Origin of the sequence: Paenibacillus sp. NPDC058174 (assembly GCF_042883865.1) — a bacterium.
Classification (GTDB): Bacteria; Bacillota; Bacilli; order Paenibacillales; family Paenibacillaceae; genus Pristimantibacillus.
Genome location: NZ_JBHVUY010000003.1, coordinates 296,010 through 315,575, shown reverse-complemented (window position 1 = coordinate 315,575; position 19,566 = coordinate 296,010). Strand labels below are relative to the sequence as shown.

The window sequence follows — 19,566 nt, the reverse complement described above, 5'->3', positions numbered from 1 at the left end:
CCCTTTGAGGGTCTTAAATCTGCTCTCTTGCAGCTATTTCCCCCCGTTAAGACCCTTTCAGGGTCTTAAGCGAACTTCAGACGGCGAAAAAACACTTTTCTCCGGTTACTCTGCCGGCTTTAGAACCTCTAAGCTGATTAATCACCATTCTCACCATGCTGCAGACTCTGGCATCAGGCTTCGTTAAAGACATATAGCCTGCAAAAGTTATTAAAGCTCGTTATAATCGATCTCTAAAAACTGCGCAACTTCCTTCTCCCAACGGTTGGCCACGAAATCAACATGCAGCGGATGCACATTATAAGCTTCATAATCAGCCTCGCTAGCGAAGACCATCGAGAAACCAAAATCATATGTATTTTTCGGACTCACCTGGCGCAGTACACGGAAATCCTTCACAGTCGGAATAGAGCTCAAAATCGCTTTGCCGTCTTCCAGAAAACGCTGCTCTTCCGCCGAGCCCTTCTCATGCTTCAACGAAAAAATAACAGAGTGAATAATTGAATTTTGCGACATGCTGCACGCTCCTTTGAGGTATGTTCTATCGGTCAATCACTCTTAGAATACCGTTTCCCTCCAGCAACTTCAATTAATAAAAAGCAGCTGTTCACCATTACAAATTTTGGTACAATATGAGAATCATCCATTAGCAGGAGGTTTGATTCAAATGAATGCTAACGAGATCGTGATCGGCATCGATGGAGGCGGCACCCGAACGCGGGCCATAGCCGTCGATTTGGCGGGAAACGTGCTTTCCTATGTGGAAAAGGGGGCGGCTTCCTTATACAAGGATTTGCAAGCGAAGCAGCATGTCCATCAAGCCATTCAAGAAGCGATAACTGCTGCAGGCAAAGCGTTCAGCGACGTTAAAGGAATCGCTGCCGGCATTGCAGGCTATGATTGCCCCGAGGACTTGGAATGGGTCGAGCCGTTGACGGCAATCGATGGCTTAGAAGCTCGCCGCTGGCATCTGAATGATGCAGCTGTTGCCCACTATGGGGCGCTTGAGGCGAAGCCGGGCATCGTTATTATTTCGGGTACCGGCTCCATTATATTCGCCATTACCGAACAAGGCCGGCAGCTACGGAATTACGATTTTCACCACTATGCCGCCAGCGCAGCCAGATTCGTTGCTTACAATACGACCTATGAGCTGCTGGCAGGCAAGGCCGACGAGACAGATGAAGCTCTTATCCAATCGCTGCTGCACTACTGGCAAGTAACCTCGCTTCAGCAGCTCCATGAGCTAGGCGCAGCCGGCTTCATCACAGACGATAGAGAACGGAATCGCAAATTCGGTGAATTCGCTCCTTATGTGACGAAAGTTGCGAGTCAAGGGAGCTGTACAGCACGAAGAGTCTGCGACAGGGCAATTGAGCAAATTCAGGTTGGCGTCGGGATTCTTGCCGCTTCATTCGCAGACCCACATGTCGATGTCGCCTTTATCGGCAGCGTCATCAACAGCGATTACGTCCGCCAACAGCTCACTGAACGCTTGTCCGCTCACAGCAGCAATAAAGACTATCGTGTCGTGACACCCACATTTTCACCTGCTGCAGGTGCGGCACTCTATGCGCTTCAACAGTTAAGCATCCCGTCTTCTCCCGCAATCGTTCACAACCTACGACAGAGCATTCATGCCCGCTTCAAAAGTTAACTTGCCTCATAATCCTACCATCATCTGCTGCTGTCACATGAGTGGCTGCTTCGCACAAACAGGGTAATACCAGGCACCGGGAGCAGCCAGCAGATTGTCAGTGTTAATCTTGCCATGCCCGTTCCTCCCATCTCAGTCCTCCGCCTGCCGCTGGCGGTCTATGTAAGTCTGATGCTCGCGTCCCCAGCCGCACATGCTGTCCAGAACGGTTATCAGCGTCTGGCCATGCTCGGAGATCCGATATTCAACACGAAGCGGCAGCTCCTGAAAGTCTTCCCTAATAATCAAGCGATCCTCTTCCAGCTCGCGAAGCTGCTTCGCCAGTGTTCCTTGCGAGACGTCCGGAATAAGCCGCTTCAGCTCGCCAAACCGCTTAGTCCCGTCTATTAACAAAATGAACAAGATGAGCGGCTTCCATTTGCCGCCTATTTTTTGCAGCGTCGTCAGTACGCCTTGCAGCCTTGGTTCATTCGAGTTTTTCAAAAATCCCAATCCAATCACCTCTACAACCAATATAACGGTTCTGCCGCTTCCCTGCACTCCGTTTCCCAGCAGCCAGCTCTCAGCTTCCCTCACTGCAGCTGGTAGTACGAATAAAGTGAGTACTGTGCAAGTCTCCTTTTATCGCTAATAATGAGTGAAAATAAAGGAGAGGAGTTTTCATCATGCCCAACTTCACACTGAACAACAAACGTATCGTCATCATCGGAGGAAGCTCCGGCATCGGATTCGCCACAGCGCAGCAAGCAGTCGAGCAAGGCGCATACGTCATTCTGGCAGGCCGGTCACAGCAAAAGCTTGAAAAAGCTCAACAGCTGCTCGGAGGAGCCGATCATGCTGAAATCCATACCTTAAACAATCAGAACGAAGAGGAGCTTCAAGCCTTTTTTGCCAAAATCGGTTCCTTCGATCATTTATTCACGCCGGGTGCCTCCTATGTGCGAGGATCGATCGCTTCCCCAGCGGAAGTGGCCCACAGCTGCTTCAACGCCAAATTCTGGCCGCAATATAATGCGGTTAAATATGGGGCGCCGCACTTGAGCAAGGATGGCTCCATCGTCCTCATGTCCGGCGCTTTCGGCCAGCGCCCGCTTGCAGACGGAGCCTCTTACGCCGCCTGCAACGGTGCCATTGAAAGCCTCGGCAAAGCGCTTGCCGTCGAGCTGGCGCCTGTTCGCGTGAATGTGATTTCTCCCGGCACGATTCATACGGCCTTCAACTGGGAAGGAGCTGCCCAAGAGGTACGGGATGAATCCTATAGACAATATGCCAAAATGAATCTCGTCGGCCGCGTCGGCACTGCCGATGAAGCGGCGCACACGACGCTATATTTGATGACCAACGGCTATACGACAGGCAGCACGCTCTTCCCTGACGGCGGCTATATTATGCGCTAACCGCTCGCACCCAAGCCTCCGTTTGAATAATCCATGGCAAGCAGCCGGAATGTCCATTCCGGTTTCTTAGGCGGTATGATACGATTTTCGCTGAGTTGGCATCGTCATACGTCAAAGCAAACCATAGGAGGTTTCGCATGCTTATCCAAACCAGAACGATCACCGTACACCCCGGCAACGCGGACAAAGTCGTCGAGCGTTTCAGCCAGCCCGGCCCGCTTGACGGCCGAGAAGGCTTGATCGACCGGACGATTATGGTCAATAAGCACACCAAGGAGCACGAAGAGATCGTCGTCATTATTCGCTGGCAATCCGAAGACGCGTGGCGGGGCTGGGAGAAGAGCCCCGAACACCTTCAAGGACACCGGGACAGGCGCAGTGAGACACAGCCGGCGTATATCATCGATACCGTCGTTAATATGTACGAAGTTAAACGGCACATTCAGTAGCTTGTTTACCAACGTTTCTATGAAAGCAGTCAGCGGGCAGCCCGCTGGCTATTTTTTTTGCATAAAAAATGATTATTCCTTCAAGCCAAGCTCAGGTATAGTAGGTAGTATGCCTATTTCTAATTCAACATAGCTTAAGCTTGCTGCTGGAGGTCACCGTGCGCATACTATCTTCGAAAACGACACTTGCTATTCTTTTTCTCGTTCTGATCTGGGGCTTGAGCTGGTCCATCTACAAGACGGCGTTAGCCTACACCCCGCCGCTCTTATTCTCCGGCATCCGTTCATTGCTCGGAGGGCTGCTGCTCGCAATATTCCTGCTGCCCAAACGGGACAAGCTGAAATTCCGCCAAAACTGGCGTCGCTACAGCATATCCGCCCTGTTCAATGCGGTCCTCTTCTATGGCGTTCAATCCATAGGGCTCATTTATTTGCCGGGCGGCTTGTTCTCCGTCCTCGTCTATTTTCAACCCGTCCTGATCGGACTGCTGGCTTGGATGTGGCTGGGCGAAAAATTGTCCCTGCTCAAAATCACCGGACTAATAATCGGTTTCCTTGGCATCCTAGCAGTTAGCGCTGACGGAATTACTGGCGACGTATCCTTGCTCGGGGTCAGTCTCGCTTTGCTTACCGCACTTAGCTGGGCGCTAGGCGTCATCTATGTGAAGAAGGAAAGCCGACATACCGATTCCATGTGGATGGTTGCCATGCAATTTATTATCGGGGGAATCGCGCTGACCGGCATTGGCAGCGCAACGGAGAGCTGGAGCAGCATCGTATGGAACGGCCCGTTCATACTGGGTCTTGTCTACGGCGCCACTTGCGGCATTCCGATCGCATTCGTCATCTACTTCAAGCTTATGAATACGGGGGATGCGAGCAAGGTTGCCGCATTCACCTTCCTGGTACCGCTCATCGCCGTGTTGACGGGTACGGTGTTCATGCATGAGCCGTTTACCTACTCGCTGCTGGCTGGGCTAGCGCTAATCATCATCAGCATCGGCTGCGTCAATTATTCAGGGAAGAAGCAGCCGCAGATTGCTGAGACGTAGACGATAAAAAAGACCATCCCGCTCGGTCATTGCCGATCCGGATGGTCTTTTTTACGAAGCTTTGATTGTGCAGCCAGGCATTCGGTTCAATCCACTTCCTTCAGCATCGTTTCAATCCGCAGCAGCCGTCCTTCCAGATCAGCCACTTTTCTTTGCAACGTTAACGTATTTTCACGTTCAAGCATAAGCTTCTCATTGGCCCTTGCTTCAAAACGTTTTATTGTGCTCGTAATAAAGTAAACAATTAGAACAACCACTGCAATCGGTATAAGCAGCACAATCAATCCTGTTATTCCTACTCCACTCATCCAAACTCTCCCCTTGTCCTAACTATTTTTCTTTTTAAAAGATAGCGTAGATGCCAATCCGGCTATTATGTGCTCGTTCAATTCAAAGCGGAATGGATTAAGCATGTAATACTTCGCTGTTTTGCCCGTATCTAAAATTTCCAAGCTGCTTGAAACCAAATTCGCCTCCTCCAGCTTCTGTAAATGAAGATACAGCAAAGGCCTGCTCATCCCTAACTCACGCGCCAGCTCGCTTACATATTGCCTTCCTTCCGTTAAAACGGCTACAATCTTCAACCGGTGGGGGTTCGACAGCGCCTCCAGAGCGAGAAGCAGCTCATCACCATTATCAAAATGCGTCATATGTAATAATTATATTACAGGTATCAGAAAATTACAAATCCTTCCTTATTAGGATTTAAAAAAAGCCCATCCCTGTCACGAAACAGGTTGGGCTTGTTTGCCGTATCAAAATAAATGCTGCATCCGGTCGTTCAGCAGTATCCGGTCAGGATCAAGCGCCTCGCGCACCGCGCCAAACGCCTCCCATTGCGGATAAAGCTCCTTAAATTGCGCAGCTTGCAGGGTATGCATTTTCCCCCAATGCGGTCTGCCCCCGTAACGGAGAAAAATCCGCTCCATAGCCTCGAAGTACGCTTCATGCGGCATGCCCTTGTACATATGCACCGCAATATAAGCGGAGTCACGGCCATTGGCCGGGCTAAGCCAAATATCATCGCCCTTGGCGTAACGGCATTCCACCGGAAAATGAACCCGGTACCGCCCGCGCGCAAGCTCCGCGCGCATCTCTTCAGTGACCTCGCCAAGCGCTTCCGCAGGCAGGTTATACTCCATTTCATTGAAGCGAACCAGCCTTTGCGTCGCAAACATCCGATGGCTGTAGTTCACCTTGCGCCCGACTGGAACCTGAGAGGCCGACAGCCGGCTAATTGCCGCGCTGGAGGAAGGGAGCTTGCGGCTCAGCTCCGACAGCAGGCCAAACAGCTTATTCTCGATCCAGACGTCACTGAAGTGCTCCCATGCTTTGCGGTTCGTCACTTCCTGATCCGTCAGGTTCATTCGTTTGATCTGACAGGGCTCTGCATAAGGAAACCAGTAAAACTCAAAATGACGATTCGACTCGGCAAGCTCGGACAACTGAGCGAGGCATGACTTCAGCGGCATCCGGCTGCTGACATATTCCAGCTTATAGGCGTTCTGCAGCCTGAGCTTCACCTGCACGATAACGCCAAGGACACCAAGTGAAACCTGCATCGCCTTGAACCATTCGGGGTGGGATTCCGGGGTACATTCCACAACGTCGCCCCTTCCGGTCACGATCGTCAGCCCGATGATCTGCGTGGACAGATTGCCGTACGCCCGCCCGGTGCCATGCGTACCAGTACTAATCGCTCCTGCAATGGACTGAACGTCGATGTCGCCCAAGTTTTCCTGCGCCAGCCCCTGCTCGAACAACAGCTCGCCAAGCAGCCTCAGCTTCGTCCCGGCCCATACCGTCGCGGCAGCCGCGTCGGGATCAACGCTCACTAATCCCTGCATCCGATCAAGCGACAGCAGAATATCATCGGAGGCAGCAATTGGCGTAAACGAATGTCCCGAGCCGACGACGCGCAGCGTTCGTCCTTCCCGCCGGCAGAGCTGCACCGCCTCCACCACCTCGTCGATTGTGCTCGGCAGCAGTACTTCACGGGGCGTCGCTTGAACGATGCCCGACCAATTCGTCCATGGCTTGGTCCCCGTTGCCGCCGCCATCGTGTGCATTTTCATAGGAAGCATTCCCCCATCCCCCTATAGGTCGCATATTCGCCTACGATTTGTCCTTGGGAAACCGCATGCAGCGTAAGGAAGCGCTCGCTCAGCTCGCCTGCCTTCGCGTGGCGGAAAAAAACCGGATCACCAATGGCGAGCGGAATGCCGCCCCTGCATAAGAGCGGCGTCTGCACCTCGCCGACCCCTTCCCTGCCGAACAGCTTCAAGCCCTCTGGCAAATAAGGCTGGGGCAGCTTTTCCGAACCTGCCGAGCCTGAAGACGTATAACCTCCCCCCATACAGGTGACGATATCTTGCCGCGGCTTTCTCACGATCTCTACCGCAAACCCGGCAGCCGGCTCGTATTTAAAGTTGGAGTAATAGTCGAAGAGAACAGGAGAATAGAAGCCGGAGCCCGCCGTCATTTCCGTTACCCACGGCTCATTGCGGGAGCTGTCCAAGCTGCCCGTGCCCCCGGCATTAACGAAACGAAGAGGAACATTCATCGCAGCAATACGCTCCACCGCATCCCCTCTCCGCCGAGCTGCCTCCGCAATAGACCGCTTCTTCAATGCCCGCACCAGCTTGTTCTTGAGAGTGCTGGCTGGCATTCGATCGCCGACGCCGGCCACTTGCGCTTCATAGCCCATCAATCCATCAAGCTTCAGCCAGTCAGATTGAACAATTCGCTCTACAACGGGCTTTAGCTGCTCCCAGACCTGGATCGGCGAACGCCATACGCCAAAGCGCAAGCCCGGATATTGCACCGACATGTCGATATCGATACAGACCGCGAATACGGTGCCTCTCTCTTTCGCCAGCCGCTCCAGCTGCTCCACATGCTCCACGGAGTCCACCATAAAGGCGACGGTTCGCCCTTCCTTGATCCAGTCTGCCAGCTCGGCAATATGCCGGGGATGATATTGCGGATACCCCAGCAGCAGATCATCAAAGCCTTGATCAGCGAGAAAAGCCGCCTCGGCAGCCGTGAAGCACATGATGCCTTGAAAGACAGGGTCGGCGTCCAGCAAACGGCGCATCACGTCTACGCAGCGCAGTGATTTGCTGGCGATGCGGATTTTTTTATCCCCCGCCGCCCGGGCAATTTCCCTTGCATTGTGGTCCAAACGATCCAAATCAACAAAAGCAAAGGGCATCGGCAGCTGTCCGAACGCCTCTTTGTAATACGCGTAACGATCCATCGCTTGGGCTCCTCTCCAATCCATTTCCGCTAAACGATGCGTTGTCCGATCTCGCCGCCATCGCCGCCATCCTGACCTGCTATTTCAGCGCTGCGGCAACCGCCCTTCCTGCTGTTCTTCCCGAGAACAGACAGCCGCCCAGAAACGTCCCCTCCAGCGCCCGGTACCCGTGAACGCCTCCGCCGCCAAATCCGGAGGCCTCGCCCGCCGCATAAAGACCCGGCACCGGATCTCCCGTCAGACCAAGCACCCGCCCGGACAGATCGGTCTGCAGCCCGCCTAACGTTTTGCGGCTGACGATGTGAAGGCGAACCGCAATAAGCGGGCCATTGCCCGGCTCCAGCATTTTATGCGGCTTGGCGACCCGTATGAACTTATCACCGATATAATGACGGGCCCCGCGCAGCGCCGTAATCTGCAAATCCTTCGTAAAGGCATTGTCCATCTCCCGGTCCCGCGCTTGCAGCTGCCGCTGAATTCTCTGCAAGTCCACCAGACTGCTGGCCGTCAGCTTGTTCATGCCCGTGACGAGCTCCTCCAGCGTATTTGCAACGACAAAGTCTTCTCCTTTATCCATAAAAGCTTGCACGGGAGCCGGCGCACCCGGCAGGACACGAGACAGCACCTTCCGGATGCTTTTGCCCGTTAAGTCAGGATTTTGCTCGGAGCCGGAGAGGGCGAATTCCTTCTCGATCATTTTCTGGGTCAAAATAAACCAGGAATAGTCGTAGCCGGTCTTCCTCAACGCCTCCAATGTGCCCAGCGTGTCAAAGCCGGGGAAATTCGGAGCCGGGAGGCGATTGCCCTGCGCATCCAGCCAGATGGAGGAAGGCCCGGGAAGAATCCGAATGCCGTGATTCGCCCATACCGGATTCCAGTTCTTCAAGCCTTCGGTATAGTGCCACATCCGGTCGCGGTTCACGATCCGTCCGCCCGCTTCCTCCGCGACAGCCAGCATTCTGCCGTCGACATAAGCCGGAACACCAGAAAGCATATGCCGGGGCGGATCGCCCAGCCTCTCCGGCCAGTTCTGACGGACAAGCTCATGATTGCCGCCGATGCCGCCGCTTGTCACGATGACCGCAGAAGCCTCATATTCAAACTCGCCAGCAATCTCTCGCGAGCTCGCTTCTCCCCGCGCAGCATCGCTAGGAACCAAAATGGAACCGCTTACACCACTGACAGCACCATTGCTCATAACAAGCTGATCCACACGATGCCGCATATGCAGCTCAATGAGCCCGCTCGCTTGATGCGCCCTCACCCGCCGTTCAAACGGGGCAACAATGGCCGGACCCGTTCCCCAGACGATATGAAACCGGGGCACTGAGTTGCCATGACCTTCGGCCAAATAACCGCCGCGCTCCGCCCAGCCAACGACCGGGAAGAAACGCACACCCATGCCATGAAGCCAGGATCGCTTCTCGCCGGCGGCGAAGTCCAGATAAGCCTCGGCCCATTGACGACCCCAATGATCTTCTTCCCCACGGTCAAATCCCGCCGAACCCATCCAGTCCTGCCGGGCCAGCTCCTTGGAATCTTTGATGCCCAGCCTACGCTGCTCTGGAGAATCGACGAGAAACAGTCCGCCAAAAGACCACCAGGCCTGCCCCCCGAGCGATGCCTCCGGCTCCTGATCCAGCAGCGCTACTCGTTTCCCCGAATCTGCGATTTCCGCCGCCGCTGCGAGTCCGGAAAGCCCTGCGCCCACTACAATCGCATCATATTTCAAGATCTTCCCTCCTCGCTAATCGCTGTTTGCAGGTAGATAATACCTGTATCATAACATAGAATTTTTTGGAATTCTCCATAAAAAATACCGGGGTTTTCCCCCATCCGGGCATAAAAAAAGAGCATTCCAAACTTTGCGTTTGGAACACTCTTTAAGCGCTATTCTCTATGCTGAAGCAGCAGTCTCCGCTTTAGCTTCAGCTTCTTCTTCATCTTTACGTCCGGAGAGAAGCAAATTCATGGCAATAGCCGTTACGGAACCCGATACGATGCCGTTTTGCAGCAGCATTTTCGCGAAATCAGGCAGCTGGTCGAAAATTTGCGGCACAGCCGCCGAACCAAGGCCAACTGCGATACTGCAGGCAACGATCAGCAGGTTTTTCTCCTTGCGCAGATCAACGCCCGACAAGATCGAGATGCCGGAAGCCGCAACGGAGCCGAACATGACGATCATCGCGCCGCCCAGCACCGCACTCGGAATGACTGTCGTGATTGCCGCAAGCTTAGGGAACAAGCCCAGGACGATCATGATACCGCCCGCAGCGAAAATCACGTCGCGAGTCTTCACGCGGGTCAGCGAGATCAAGCCGACATTTTGCGAAAAGGCCGTGTAAGGAAAGGCATTAAATATGCCGCCTAGCATAATTGCAGCGCCTTCGGAGCGCAGGCCGTTGACGATTTGCTTCTGCTCCACCTTCTGATCCGTCGCTTTTCCGACTGCCAGATAGACGCCCGTCGACTCTACCATGCTGACGATGTTGACGATGATCATCATAACGATGGCCGTCAGGCTAAACTGAGGCGTTCCGAAGTAAAACGGCTCAGCAATGCTGAATTTGGATGCCTCAGCAACCGGCGCGAAGCTGACGATTCCCATCGCGTATCCGATGCCAGTGCCGACCAACAGTCCAATAAGTACCGAGATGGAACGCATGAACCCTTTTGTCAGCCGATTGACCAGCAGGATGACGACCAGCGTCACCAGCGCAAGCAGCAAATTGCTCGGCAGGCCAAAGCCTTCCGTTCCTTGACCGCCCGCCACATTATTCATTGCAACGGGAATCAGGGATAAACCAATAATCGTTACGACCGATCCGGTCACAACAGTAGGGAAGAATCGCAGCAGCTTCCCGTAAAGAGGAGCAGCCAATACAACGAATAAACCGGATAAAATGATAGCCCCGTAGGCGGTCGCCAAGTTAGAGGTTGAAGCGATGGCAATGATTGGCCCTACCGCCGTAAACGTACAGCCCAAGACAACAGGCAGCCTGCTGCCGAAATATTTGGTGCCCATGACTTGCAGGATGGTTGCCAGACCGCATGTGAAAAGATCCGCAGCGATCAGGTAAGCCATTTGCGTGCCATTCAAGTTCAACGCTCCACCGACGATGAGAGGAACGATAACGGCCCCCGCATACATCGCCAGAACATGCTGGAAGCCTAGGGCAAGCACTCTCTGTTTGCTTAACATGAATTATACCTTCTCCTTTGAACGTTCAGCGGACTGCTGTTCTGTGAAATGTATTTCTCCTGGTGCCATCTTGGCAATTCGAGCAAGCGAATGAACCTCCACGCCCATCTCCTCCAGCAAGCCGCGGCCTTCCTGGAAGCCTTTCTCGATCACGCAGCCTACGCCAACCAGCTCGGCACCAGCTTCTTTCACAATGTGCACCAAGCCCACAAGCGCAGCGCCCGTTGCCAGAAAATCATCGACGATGAGCACTTTGTCGCCAGGCCCCAAATATTTATGCGAGACGCTGACCTGATAAGTCTCCTGCTTGGTGAAAGAATGAACAGGCGCTGTATACACCTTCTCTGCTTGCGTAATCGCCTTTTTCTTCTTCGCATAAACGAATGGAACGTTCAGGGCGATTCCCGTCGCCATAGCGAATTGAATGCCGCTTGCTTCAATCGTCAGTACCTTCGTAATCGTCTTTCCTTCGAAGATGCGCGCAAACTCGCGTCCAATCTCCAAGGCAAGCGCCGTGTCCACCTGATGATTCAAGAATGAATCTACTTTCAGCACCGTATCGGACAATATTTCTCCCTCTTGACGTATGCGTTCTTCCAGCTTTTTCACTTGTCGTCAACTTCCCCTCTGTGTGAATGAAAAAAAAGAACAAACTCCTTGAGCTATCCGCTCATGAGAAGCCTGTCCCTACGGTTCATCCCTTATCGTGTCCGCGACTCCCGCTGCTCTTGCCCTGCACAAAAAAGAACAAACCAAACGGAAGATCCTCGCGAAGCACTCATAGTCGGATAATTGCATTGGCTATCCGGTAGAAACTTATGGGCCATATCCCCAAAATTATATGAGTTCAAGCTATAAAAACACAGATTATATAGTACACCAGTCTTCGAAAAAGTATCAAGTGGCAATTTATACGGATAGTTGCCCCGCTTCCAGCCAAACAAAGAAAGCCGCCCCTTAAGGGACAGCCTTCTATTTCAATAACCTGCAGAGGTTAGGATTTGGCAAGCAGCTTCCGGATACCGTCTACAGCGAGCTGATGGTCCTCTTCTCCAGCTAAACCGGAGACAGTCACTGTGCCGACTTTGCCTTGACCTCGCACGATCAGCGGGAACGAGCCGCCCTCGCCTTGGTACTCGGACAACGGCAGGTTAGCGCCGTCTTTGAACGTGGTCCCTTGCGATTTGAACAATTCACCGACATACAGCGAGCTGTGTCCAAAATGGTTCACAACGTTTTTCTTCGTGTTCACCCAGTACACATTTTCCTTGGAGGTTCCCTCCATATAATGCGTGAACAACGGATGCTCATCGTTTTCAATATGAATGGCAACGCCTTTGCCGATCTCTTCCTTCACGATCTGACAGATGATAAGACCCAGCTGAAGCGCATCTTCGTTCGTAAAAGCTGTGAACTGCAGTTCTTCTTCCTGTGCCAGCAATCGTTTCAATTCATCATTCATCGTCTATCCGCTCCTTCTTCAGTTCCTAGCTCCTTCTCCATCTTACATGAATTGTCCCGGAACCAAAAGCGGTATTGACTGTCTTTAGATAAAGCCGCCATTTGCACGAAGCGTTTGCCCTGTAACCCATTGCGAAGCTTCACTCGCAAGGAAATTCACAACGGCGGAAATGTCCTCGGGCTCGCCGATCCGGCCAAATGCGTTCATACCGGACATGCCTTTAATTTGCTCTTCCGTCTTGCCTGTCGTAAACAGCTCCGTGTTCACCGGGCCTGGCGCGATGGCGTTAATTGTGATGCCTTTAGGACCCAGTTCTTTCGCCAGCTGTCTTGTAAGCTGCTCGACCGCGCCTTTCGTTGCTGTATAGAGACTGTAAGTCGGGAACATCGCGCCGACGACGGAGGTGGAGAAATTAATGATCCGTCCGTTCTGAGCCATGTGCAAAGCAGCTTGCTGAATGGCAAAAAAAGTGCCTTTGACGTTGATATCGAATTGACGGTCAAAATCCTCTTCAGTCAGCTGCGCGAGCGGCTTCGTAATCATAATGCCGGCATTGTTGACGAGAATATCGATTTGTCCGTAAGTTTGCAGCACTTGCTGAAACAAACGCTCTACGTCAGCAATTTTGCTCACATCCGCTTGAATTGCGGTTGCTTCCCCGCCGTGCTTCTTAATGCCGGCAACGACTTGCTCGGCTTTATCCGGGCTGCTGGAGTAGTTGACGACAACCTTTGCACCGCTCTGGGCAAGCTCCTCTGCAATTTTTTGTCCGATTCCTCTGGACGCTCCTGTAACCAATGCGACTTTACCCTTTAAATTTGCCATGAATAATCCCGCCTCTTCCTTATATTTTTAGTGAATGATCTGATCATTTGAATAATCTGCTTGGTATTGTCCCCCAAACGGGTTGACTTGATTATAGGCCTCAAGAATAACAAATGTCAACTGACAAAATTATAATTTTGTCAGTTATTTAGCAACGAAGGAGAGAAAGCAAAAAAAGCTTCCCCGGTCTATGACCAGAAAAGCTTCTTTGATGCCAGGTTTATTTAGCTGGCAGACAGACCGGAAAGGAGCAGCTTCCATAAGCTGTCGAATTCCTCGTCGGCAGACTCCGCCTTCCATTCCGCCGCATGCGCCGGATGATGGAATTTTGTCGTCGCGGAAAATATAGCCCGGGCCAAACGGTCCGCAGACTGCTCGTACCGGAAAGCTCCAGATGCTTTGCCGCGCTCCAGCAGCGCTGCGATTTGCCCCGTAAGATTATCAATATGAGCCTGAATAATTGATGTGGCATCCAGCGTGACAGCTGCGTACATTGCAAACATTTCGGGATCATCCCGTGAAGCGCCCCGTTTGATCCGGATCAGCGTTTTTAGCCATATATGCAAGCTTTCCGCCGTATCGCTATGCTGCTGTTCCACTATTGCCTTCAGCGGCTCGGCTACGCTTTGTTGAAGCCATCTGTCCGTAACGGCTTCGCGGAGTGCGGTTTTGCTTGGAAAATGGCGGTATAGCGTGCCATGACTGACCTGCAGCGCCTTGGCAATGTCTACGACCGACGTTTTATCCGGTCCATACCGGCGAAGCACCTGCTCCGCAGCATCCAATATCGCTTCCTTCGTTAACACTTGTTCATTCGCCATCGCTTATCTTCCTTTCTGCTTGCCAAAAGCATAGCATAACCGATGCGAAATAAAAACAATATTCATTTTTTGTCATTTGTTCAAGGGGTGTTAGAATCGATTATACTCTCTTCCCAATGTACAGCAAATGCGAGGTTACACCCCGAATAGACGGGTCATTAGCTGCGGAAATTAAAAATTCGATTAAGCTTTCATATTCGCCCTGATCCGCCCAATACTGCCGCTGCTCCTCGTTCAGCAGATTGCCGATACTGGAGGAGCTAATAATATCGATCGTCTCGAAGCCCTGACTTTCCATGAACGGCTGAAGCTCATCGGCGGCAAAGTAATAAGCTCCTGTAAAGCGTCCTTGATCGGCATGATCGAATAATCCGTTATCGTAAAATTGCCGGATAGACGCCATATTATCATTAGGCCTCCAATTGCGGGGCGACTGCAGCGAATTGATCGCCATGCGCATCCGGGTTTGAACGGCGGCAAATACGATACCGCCGCTTTTCGTGACACGGTGCAGCTCCTTCACCGCTGCCACGCGGTCCTGCTCCAGCTGCAAATGATACAGCGGGCCAAGCATGAGGCTTGCTTCGTAGCTTTCGCCCGGCAATCCCTCCAAGGAAACGGCATTTCGGATATGGAATCCGTCAAATTGCGGCAGCAAGCCGAATTCCTCGGCTTTTTGCCTTGCGGTCTCTACCATTTTCGGCGTCAGATCGGTAAGTGTAACGTTAAATCCCCGCTTCGCCAGCTCCAGAGCATATTTGCCCGGACCGGCACCGTTATCCAGCACTTTTCCGGCGGGTGGCATATATTTCATCATATAGTGCAGGTTGATAATAAACTCCAGCGGTTCTCGATCCAGTCTTCCCCATTCGTCGAAAATAGAGTAATAATCGATTACTTTGTTCATCGCATGCATACCTCCAAAAGAAGATGATATGAAGACGACCGCCTTTAGGGAGGCGGCCGTTTTGACTGAATAACAAATATATGCCGCTTGGCGGCCATTATCTGACCTCGCCCAGGCGGTTCATGAACGCTCCGCTCATGCTCTCATGGCGCCATGCTGAGTCCAGCATGGGCAGTAAAGCCTCGTGCAGCCCTATTCAAGAACCTCTCTATCCCCGTATCGCTTTCGCTGCAGCATCCAAAGCATCAATGACTTTATCGCACCACTGATCGAATTCCGGGTCCTCGGTTTGATGCTCGGGATGAGCCAGAATATAGTGGATCGTCTCTTTCAAGCCTTGATCCAGCCGTGTCGTGGCGACAAATTCGGGCACCAGCCTTTTAACCTTGGAGTTATCGAACACGACTGTATTCGCTTTGTCGCCAAGCAAGCCGCCGCGATAATCCTCAGTACTGACCGTATCCAGGAATGATGAGGCTACATGCACCGCATTCAGCTTAACGCCAAGCGCATCGGCAATAATCTCATAAATTTGATTCCAAGTGACCGACTCATCGGACGTGATCTGCACGGATTCTCCGATGGCATGAATGTTGCCCATAAGGCCGATAAAAGCTTTTGCAAAATCACGATTATGTGTCATCGTCCATAAGGAAGTGCCGTCCCCGTGAATAATGACCGGTTTGTTCTCCAGCATCCGCTTCGCAACCTGCCAAGTCCCTTTGCTGCCATGCACGCCTAGCGGTATGGAGCGCTCATCATAGGTATGGCTTGGCCGCACAATCGTAATCGGGAAGCCATGCTCCCGGTACTGCTTGAGCAAGTAATCCTCGCATTCGATTTTGTCCCGCGAGTATTGCCAGTATGGATTCGACAGCGGTGTACCTTCCGTAATGCGGTAATCAGACAACGGCGTCTGGTAAGCCGATGCCGAGCTGATGAATATAAACTGCTTGGTTTTGCCCTGGAATAGTCGGAAGTCCCGCTCCAGCTGTGCCGGCTGGAACGCAATGAAATCGGCGACGACGTCGAACGTCATCCCCTCCAGCAGCTTGGCAATATGTTCTTCGTCTTGAATATCCGCTTGAATCACATGAGCGCCTTCCGGCACTCTGTCACCTCTCGTTCCCCTATTTATCAGATAAAGCTCGCATCCTTGCTCCACCAGTTGTTTCGTAATTGCCGAACTAATCGTTCCCGTTCCTCCAATAAAAAGCGCTTTCATTTCTCCACCTCCGCTAGTATTGTGAACATTTGTAAAAACGACCCTTCACAGTTCTAACGATAGCACGAGTCCAAGCATCTGTATAGGCGAGATCACCTGTGCTATCTCGGTAAACTTTCGACGGCTTCGGCATACAGCGGATAGATCTTTTCCCATTCCTGTCGTCTCGCTTGCGGTTCAATGCTCTCTCCGTTCATAAGGGCTTCGATAACATCCAAACAAATTTGCCAGCCGGCCAAATCCTTGGCCGTATGCCCTTCAGTGATTTTATGAATCGTCTCCTCCAAAACGAGCCGACAGCCCTCTGACTCCGGATGCAGCTCGAATCTTACGCGATCCTCGTCCCATGCGTATTCTAAAATCGAATGGGGCTCACAGACGAAAATCTCCATTTCCACAAACTGTCCGTCCCCCATATCGAATTTGACAGCCCCGCCTGCACGAAGCTCGTCGATCCGCAGCTCGGCAAACCATTCGGCCAGCTTATCATTCTCCGTCAGCCACGCCCACACTTCTTCCGCCGAATGATTCAATTTCCTCTCAAACCTGGCAGTATAGCCATTCTCCACTTGCTGAATGTTCGCCAACATCGATAGATACCTCCTTATTGTGGGTAAAAGACAAGTAACATTGTTATTGGTCAGTCTGGGACATTGCGTGTATCACGTCACGTTCGCTTAACGAACCTGCTTCGCAGTATGTGACGTGGGCTCACTATACTGTTGGGTTTCACTGTTGGGTTTCACTGTTAGGCATCCGCTTGCCCCGTCAAAAAGTCCCTCTAACGAACCGGCTTCGCTATTTAGCGAAGGTAAATTCGCTGTTCTGCCGTCTCTAGTACCATCCGCTGCGATTAACGAACCTTTTTTCGCTACCCATGAACCTAGGTTCTCCAAAAGCGAAACGAAGTTCGCTGCTGAATCACCGCCAGTCGTTCGCAGCTCAAACAGCGAATCTGGGTTCGTTATACAGCGAACCTGCTTCGCTATATGCCCCGTGGTGCCCACCATACTGTTGAGTTTCCTCTGTTGGGTTTCCTCTGTTGGGTTTCCTCTGTTGGGCATCCGCTTCCCCCGCCTAAAAGTCCCTCTACCCAACCGCCTTCGCTATTTTGCGAAAGTAAATTCGCTGCAAACACTTCTAGCGGTGTCCGAACCGGCTAACGCAGTACCTTCTACATATATTGAGTGCCGTATGCGTGCAGGAACCGTATTATGATGCATAGTGCCGTACACGTCGCACACAACAAAAAAGCAACAAACGCCTGGCATAATCCCCGGCGCTTGTTGCCTTCTCCGGCCGGCGGCTTATCTGTAGAATACTTTCTCTACGTTGTACCTCGCCCGGCGCTGATTGATGATGAACGTCTCGTAGATGTCGCGGTGGACGGCGTCTTCAACGACGCATACCTCGATTTTCGCTACTTCGTCCCGTTTTGCTTTCATGACCGACACGGAATCCTCAAAATGCTTCTTGATCCGCGGACGCAGCTTTCTCGCTTTTCCGCAGAACAACAGCTCGTCCTTGTCGTTGTAAAACATAAAGATTCCGCCCTTATCCCTAGGGATCAGGTGGAAATCGGTAAAGCCGTAAATATTGCTCAGCACGGGGTTGTCCTGTTTTGTAATCGAAACATCCGGTGCCGGAACGATAATCTGAATCAAGCCCATTCACTTCCTCTTTCGTTATAGATGAAATACTATCACAAATGGCATTGGAACACATCCTAATCCTTATAAAAAAGAAGAGACCCGCAGGTATAGGCATTTGCATCAAATCAAACGTCTCCCCGGTAAACACCCAACCCGTTTGGTACGCTGCGACATAACCTACAGTGTACTCAACATGTTGGGAGGTGCATTTCATGTCCGGTTTCGTTGGCGGTGCTTTCACTAGCCCTGCTGCCATTCTTGTACTGTTCATTCTGTTGGTCATCATCGCTTGCAGCTGCGGTATTTTTGGCGGTGGCTTCGGCTACTAATTACTAATGAATTGCTAAAGCCTCCATTGCACACCGATTATCAGATTTTTCCTATAGAAAACTCGAGAAAAGGCCCGGTTCAACGGGTCTTTTTTCGGTTTCTATGGCAAGCTAAAAAGCAGGCTCAGCAAAAAGGCCAGCCTATTCACCTACATAATTAGCTGCTCAAATTCTTTATACTAACTAAAGTTGAGAAACATTCATTTTTTTAGTACACTGGAATTATATAAAAAGGAGGCGGGCAGCAATGACTGAGTCAGCTAACATTATGGAAATTGGAATCAGTACGTTTTTGGAGACAACACCGGATCCGTTGACCGGGAAAATCATGAGCCACGCGGAACGTTTGCGGAACGCTGTGGAGGAAATTATTTTGGCCGATCAGGTCGGGTTAGATGTTTATGGGATCGGGGAGCACCATCGTCCCGACTATGCAGGCAGCACGCCGGCAGTTGTACTGGCAGCAGCTGCACATGCTACTAAGCGGATACGGCTGTCCAGCGCCGTAACGGTGCTGTCGTCGGACGATCCGGTTCGCGTGTATCAAGCGTTCTCGACTCTAGACGGCCTATCCAATGGACGAGCGGAGATCATGGCGGGCAGAGGCTCGTTCATCGAATCCTTCCCGCTGTTCGGCTACAGCCTGGACGATTACGATGCCTTGTTCGAGGAAAAGCTGGAGCTGCTGCTGAAAATTCGCGAATCCGAAAAAGTCAGCTGGAGCGGCGAGCACCGTCCTGCTATTCATAATCTAGGCGTCTACCCGCGGTCCGTACAGGACCCGCTTCCAGTATGGATCGCGAGCGGGGGCAACCCGCAATCGGCTATCCGGGCGGGCGCACTGGGACTGCCGATCGCATTTGCGATCATAGGCGGAATGCCGGAGAAGTTCGCTCCCCTTGTCGCGCTCTATAAGCAAGCTGCAGAGAAAGCCGGGCATGATCCAAGCAAGCTGCAAATCGCCACTCATTCCCACGGCTTTGTCGCAGATACAAATGAGCAGGCGGCTGAATCGTTCTACCTTCCGATGCAAGCACAGATGAATGTCATCGGACGCGAGCGCGGCTGGAGCGGCCAATATGACCGTGAGACCTATGACTGGTCCCGAAGCCTTCGGGGTGCTCTCTACGTCGGAGATCCAGAGTACGTTGCTGAGAAAATTGTTCTGCTGCGCAAAAATCTCGGCCTGACCCGCTTCTTCCTGCATGTCAACGTCGGCACAATGCCGCATCGCGAGGTGCTTCGCGCAATTGAGCTGCTTGGCACAAAAGTCGCGCCGATCGTACAGAAAGAATTGGCCCGCATTGAGGGACAAAAGTAAACAGATAG

22 protein-coding genes and 1 riboswitch are annotated in these 19,566 nt (G+C 52.1%); of the genes, 6 read left to right on the top strand and 16 right to left on the bottom strand.

Annotated elements, in window-relative coordinates:
• Positions 1-210 precede the first annotated feature (210 nt).
• Complete coding sequence (locus tag ACFVVF_RS17565) at positions 211-516, bottom strand: Dabb family protein (protein WP_387812228.1); 306 nt, start codon at positions 514-516, stop codon at positions 211-213.
• Positions 517-667: 151 nt separating this feature from the next.
• On the opposite strand from ACFVVF_RS17565, the gene ACFVVF_RS17560 reads away from it, so the two are divergent.
• The gene (locus ACFVVF_RS17560) at positions 668-1,657 is read left to right on the top strand and encodes an N-acetylglucosamine kinase (protein ID WP_387812225.1); all 990 of its coding nucleotides are present in this window, start codon (positions 668-670) and stop codon (positions 1,655-1,657) included.
• 132 nt (positions 1,658-1,789) lie between these two features.
• On the opposite strand, the gene ACFVVF_RS17555 is transcribed toward ACFVVF_RS17560, so the two are convergent.
• Complete coding sequence (locus tag ACFVVF_RS17555; protein ID WP_387813124.1) at positions 1,790-2,140, bottom strand: winged helix-turn-helix transcriptional regulator; 351 nt, start codon at positions 2,138-2,140, stop codon at positions 1,790-1,792.
• 182 nt (positions 2,141-2,322) lie between these two features.
• Between ACFVVF_RS17555 and ACFVVF_RS17550 the strand changes: the two genes are divergently transcribed.
• From ACFVVF_RS17550 to ACFVVF_RS17540, 3 genes are all read left to right on the top strand, one after another.
• Positions 2,323-3,054 (top strand): SDR family oxidoreductase, encoded by a 732-nt coding sequence (locus tag ACFVVF_RS17550; RefSeq protein WP_387812223.1) that lies wholly within the window; start codon positions 2,323-2,325, stop codon positions 3,052-3,054.
• 137 nt (positions 3,055-3,191) lie between these two features.
• The gene (locus ACFVVF_RS17545; RefSeq protein ID WP_387812220.1) at positions 3,192-3,503 is read left to right on the top strand and encodes an antibiotic biosynthesis monooxygenase; all 312 of its coding nucleotides are present in this window, start codon (positions 3,192-3,194) and stop codon (positions 3,501-3,503) included.
• A 158-nt stretch (positions 3,504-3,661) separates the two neighbouring features.
• Positions 3,662-4,555: a DMT family transporter gene (locus tag ACFVVF_RS17540; RefSeq protein WP_387812217.1), complete on the top strand. Its 894-nt coding sequence runs from the start codon at positions 3,662-3,664 to the stop codon at positions 4,553-4,555.
• 86 nt (positions 4,556-4,641) lie between these two features.
• Here ACFVVF_RS17540 and ACFVVF_RS17535 read toward each other — a convergent pair whose 3' ends face one another.
• The 14 genes from ACFVVF_RS17535 to ACFVVF_RS17470 all read right to left on the bottom strand — a co-directional run bounded on the left by ACFVVF_RS17535 (position 4,642) and on the right by ACFVVF_RS17470 (position 17,920).
• Complete coding sequence (locus ACFVVF_RS17535; protein WP_387812214.1) at positions 4,642-4,863, bottom strand: hypothetical protein; 222 nt, start codon at positions 4,861-4,863, stop codon at positions 4,642-4,644.
• An 18-nt stretch (positions 4,864-4,881) separates the two neighbouring features.
• Entirely contained in the window at positions 4,882-5,205 is a 324-nt protein-coding gene (locus tag ACFVVF_RS17530) for an ArsR/SmtB family transcription factor (RefSeq protein WP_387812212.1), read from the bottom strand.
• A gap of 105 nt (positions 5,206-5,310) precedes the next feature.
• On the bottom strand, positions 5,311-6,639 hold the full coding sequence (locus tag ACFVVF_RS17525; RefSeq protein ID WP_387812209.1) for a D-arabinono-1,4-lactone oxidase: 1,329 nt from the start codon (positions 6,637-6,639) through the stop codon (positions 5,311-5,313).
• Positions 6,627-7,814 (bottom strand): amino acid deaminase/aldolase, encoded by a 1,188-nt coding sequence (locus ACFVVF_RS17520; protein ID WP_387812206.1) that lies wholly within the window; start codon positions 7,812-7,814, stop codon positions 6,627-6,629. The genes ACFVVF_RS17525 and ACFVVF_RS17520 overlap by 13 nt, the downstream gene beginning before the upstream one ends.
• A 79-nt stretch (positions 7,815-7,893) precedes the next feature.
• Positions 7,894-9,546 carry an FAD-binding dehydrogenase gene (locus ACFVVF_RS17515; RefSeq protein ID WP_387812204.1) on the bottom strand — a complete coding sequence of 551 codons (1,653 nt, stop codon included), beginning with the start codon at positions 9,544-9,546 and terminating at the stop codon, positions 7,894-7,896.
• A 165-nt stretch (positions 9,547-9,711) separates the two neighbouring features.
• Positions 9,712-11,016, bottom strand: coding sequence for a nucleobase:cation symporter-2 family protein (locus tag ACFVVF_RS17510; RefSeq protein WP_387812201.1), 1,305 nt, complete (start codon positions 11,014-11,016; stop codon positions 9,712-9,714).
• Positions 11,017-11,019: 3 nt separating this feature from the next.
• Positions 11,020-11,625 (bottom strand): xanthine phosphoribosyltransferase, encoded by a 606-nt coding sequence (locus ACFVVF_RS17505; protein WP_387812199.1) that lies wholly within the window; start codon positions 11,623-11,625, stop codon positions 11,020-11,022.
• Between the two features lie 152 nt (positions 11,626-11,777).
• Positions 11,778-11,881, bottom strand: a riboswitch (purine riboswitch).
• Positions 11,882-12,010: 129 nt separating this feature from the next.
• Positions 12,011-12,478, bottom strand: coding sequence for a heme-degrading domain-containing protein (locus ACFVVF_RS17500; RefSeq protein WP_387812197.1), 468 nt, complete (start codon positions 12,476-12,478; stop codon positions 12,011-12,013).
• An 84-nt stretch (positions 12,479-12,562) separates the two neighbouring features.
• Entirely contained in the window at positions 12,563-13,303 is a 741-nt protein-coding gene (locus tag ACFVVF_RS17495) for an SDR family oxidoreductase (protein ID WP_387812194.1), read from the bottom strand.
• Positions 13,304-13,527: 224 nt separating this feature from the next.
• On the bottom strand, positions 13,528-14,124 hold the full coding sequence (locus tag ACFVVF_RS17490) for a TetR/AcrR family transcriptional regulator (protein WP_387812191.1): 597 nt from the start codon (positions 14,122-14,124) through the stop codon (positions 13,528-13,530).
• 100 nt (positions 14,125-14,224) lie between these two features.
• Positions 14,225-15,031 (bottom strand): class I SAM-dependent methyltransferase, encoded by an 807-nt coding sequence (locus ACFVVF_RS17485; protein ID WP_387812189.1) that lies wholly within the window; start codon positions 15,029-15,031, stop codon positions 14,225-14,227.
• 208 nt (positions 15,032-15,239) lie between these two features.
• Positions 15,240-16,256, bottom strand: a complete 1,017-nt coding sequence (locus tag ACFVVF_RS17480) for an SDR family oxidoreductase (protein ID WP_387812187.1) — start codon at positions 16,254-16,256, stop codon at positions 15,240-15,242.
• Positions 16,257-16,357: 101 nt separating this feature from the next.
• Positions 16,358-16,846 carry an SRPBCC family protein gene (locus tag ACFVVF_RS17475; protein ID WP_387812184.1) on the bottom strand — a complete coding sequence of 163 codons (489 nt, stop codon included), beginning with the start codon at positions 16,844-16,846 and terminating at the stop codon, positions 16,358-16,360.
• Positions 16,847-17,563: 717 nt separating this feature from the next.
• The gene (locus ACFVVF_RS17470) at positions 17,564-17,920 is read right to left on the bottom strand and encodes a GIY-YIG nuclease family protein (protein WP_387813121.1); all 357 of its coding nucleotides are present in this window, start codon (positions 17,918-17,920) and stop codon (positions 17,564-17,566) included.
• Between the two features lie 200 nt (positions 17,921-18,120).
• Here ACFVVF_RS17470 and ACFVVF_RS17465 point away from each other — a divergent pair, with 200 nt between their 5' ends.
• Positions 18,121-18,237 (top strand): sporulation protein YjcZ, encoded by a 117-nt coding sequence (locus tag ACFVVF_RS17465; RefSeq protein WP_081735465.1) that lies wholly within the window; start codon positions 18,121-18,123, stop codon positions 18,235-18,237.
• Between the two features lie 247 nt (positions 18,238-18,484).
• A complete protein-coding gene (locus ACFVVF_RS17460) occupies positions 18,485-19,558 on the top strand; it encodes an LLM class flavin-dependent oxidoreductase (RefSeq protein ID WP_387812181.1) in 1,074 nt (357 codons plus the stop codon).
• Positions 19,559-19,566 lie beyond the last annotated feature (8 nt).

What these genes read in the sequence shown, in the direction of transcription:
- ACFVVF_RS17565 (WP_387812228.1), bottom strand. Translation starts at nt 516, where the DNA reads ATGTCGCAAAATTCAATTATTCACTCTGTTATTTTTTCGTTGAAGCAT.
- ACFVVF_RS17560 (WP_387812225.1), top strand. Translation starts at nt 668, where the DNA reads ATGAATGCTAACGAGATCGTGATCGGCATCGATGGAGGCGGCACCCGA.
- ACFVVF_RS17550 (WP_387812223.1), top strand. Translation starts at nt 2,323, where the DNA reads ATGCCCAACTTCACACTGAACAACAAACGTATCGTCATCATCGGAGGA.
- ACFVVF_RS17545 (WP_387812220.1), top strand. Translation starts at nt 3,192, where the DNA reads ATGCTTATCCAAACCAGAACGATCACCGTACACCCCGGCAACGCGGAC.
- ACFVVF_RS17535 (WP_387812214.1), bottom strand. Translation starts at nt 4,863, where the DNA reads ATGAGTGGAGTAGGAATAACAGGATTGATTGTGCTGCTTATACCGATT.
- ACFVVF_RS17530 (WP_387812212.1), bottom strand. Translation starts at nt 5,205, where the DNA reads ATGACGCATTTTGATAATGGTGATGAGCTGCTTCTCGCTCTGGAGGCG.
- ACFVVF_RS17525 (WP_387812209.1), bottom strand. Translation starts at nt 6,639, where the DNA reads ATGCTTCCTATGAAAATGCACACGATGGCGGCGGCAACGGGGACCAAG.
- ACFVVF_RS17520 (WP_387812206.1), bottom strand. Translation starts at nt 7,814, where the DNA reads ATGGATCGTTACGCGTATTACAAAGAGGCGTTCGGACAGCTGCCGATG.
- ACFVVF_RS17510 (WP_387812201.1), bottom strand. Translation starts at nt 11,016, where the DNA reads ATGTTAAGCAAACAGAGAGTGCTTGCCCTAGGCTTCCAGCATGTTCTG.
- ACFVVF_RS17500 (WP_387812197.1), bottom strand. Translation starts at nt 12,478, where the DNA reads ATGAATGATGAATTGAAACGATTGCTGGCACAGGAAGAAGAACTGCAG.
- ACFVVF_RS17495 (WP_387812194.1), bottom strand. Translation starts at nt 13,303, where the DNA reads ATGGCAAATTTAAAGGGTAAAGTCGCATTGGTTACAGGAGCGTCCAGA.
- ACFVVF_RS17490 (WP_387812191.1), bottom strand. Translation starts at nt 14,124, where the DNA reads ATGGCGAATGAACAAGTGTTAACGAAGGAAGCGATATTGGATGCTGCG.
- ACFVVF_RS17485 (WP_387812189.1), bottom strand. Translation starts at nt 15,031, where the DNA reads ATGAACAAAGTAATCGATTATTACTCTATTTTCGACGAATGGGGAAGA.
- ACFVVF_RS17480 (WP_387812187.1), bottom strand. Translation starts at nt 16,256, where the DNA reads ATGAAAGCGCTTTTTATTGGAGGAACGGGAACGATTAGTTCGGCAATT.
- ACFVVF_RS17475 (WP_387812184.1), bottom strand. Translation starts at nt 16,846, where the DNA reads ATGTTGGCGAACATTCAGCAAGTGGAGAATGGCTATACTGCCAGGTTT.
- ACFVVF_RS17465 (WP_081735465.1), top strand. Translation starts at nt 18,121, where the DNA reads ATGTCCGGTTTCGTTGGCGGTGCTTTCACTAGCCCTGCTGCCATTCTT.
- ACFVVF_RS17460 (WP_387812181.1), top strand. Translation starts at nt 18,485, where the DNA reads ATGACTGAGTCAGCTAACATTATGGAAATTGGAATCAGTACGTTTTTG.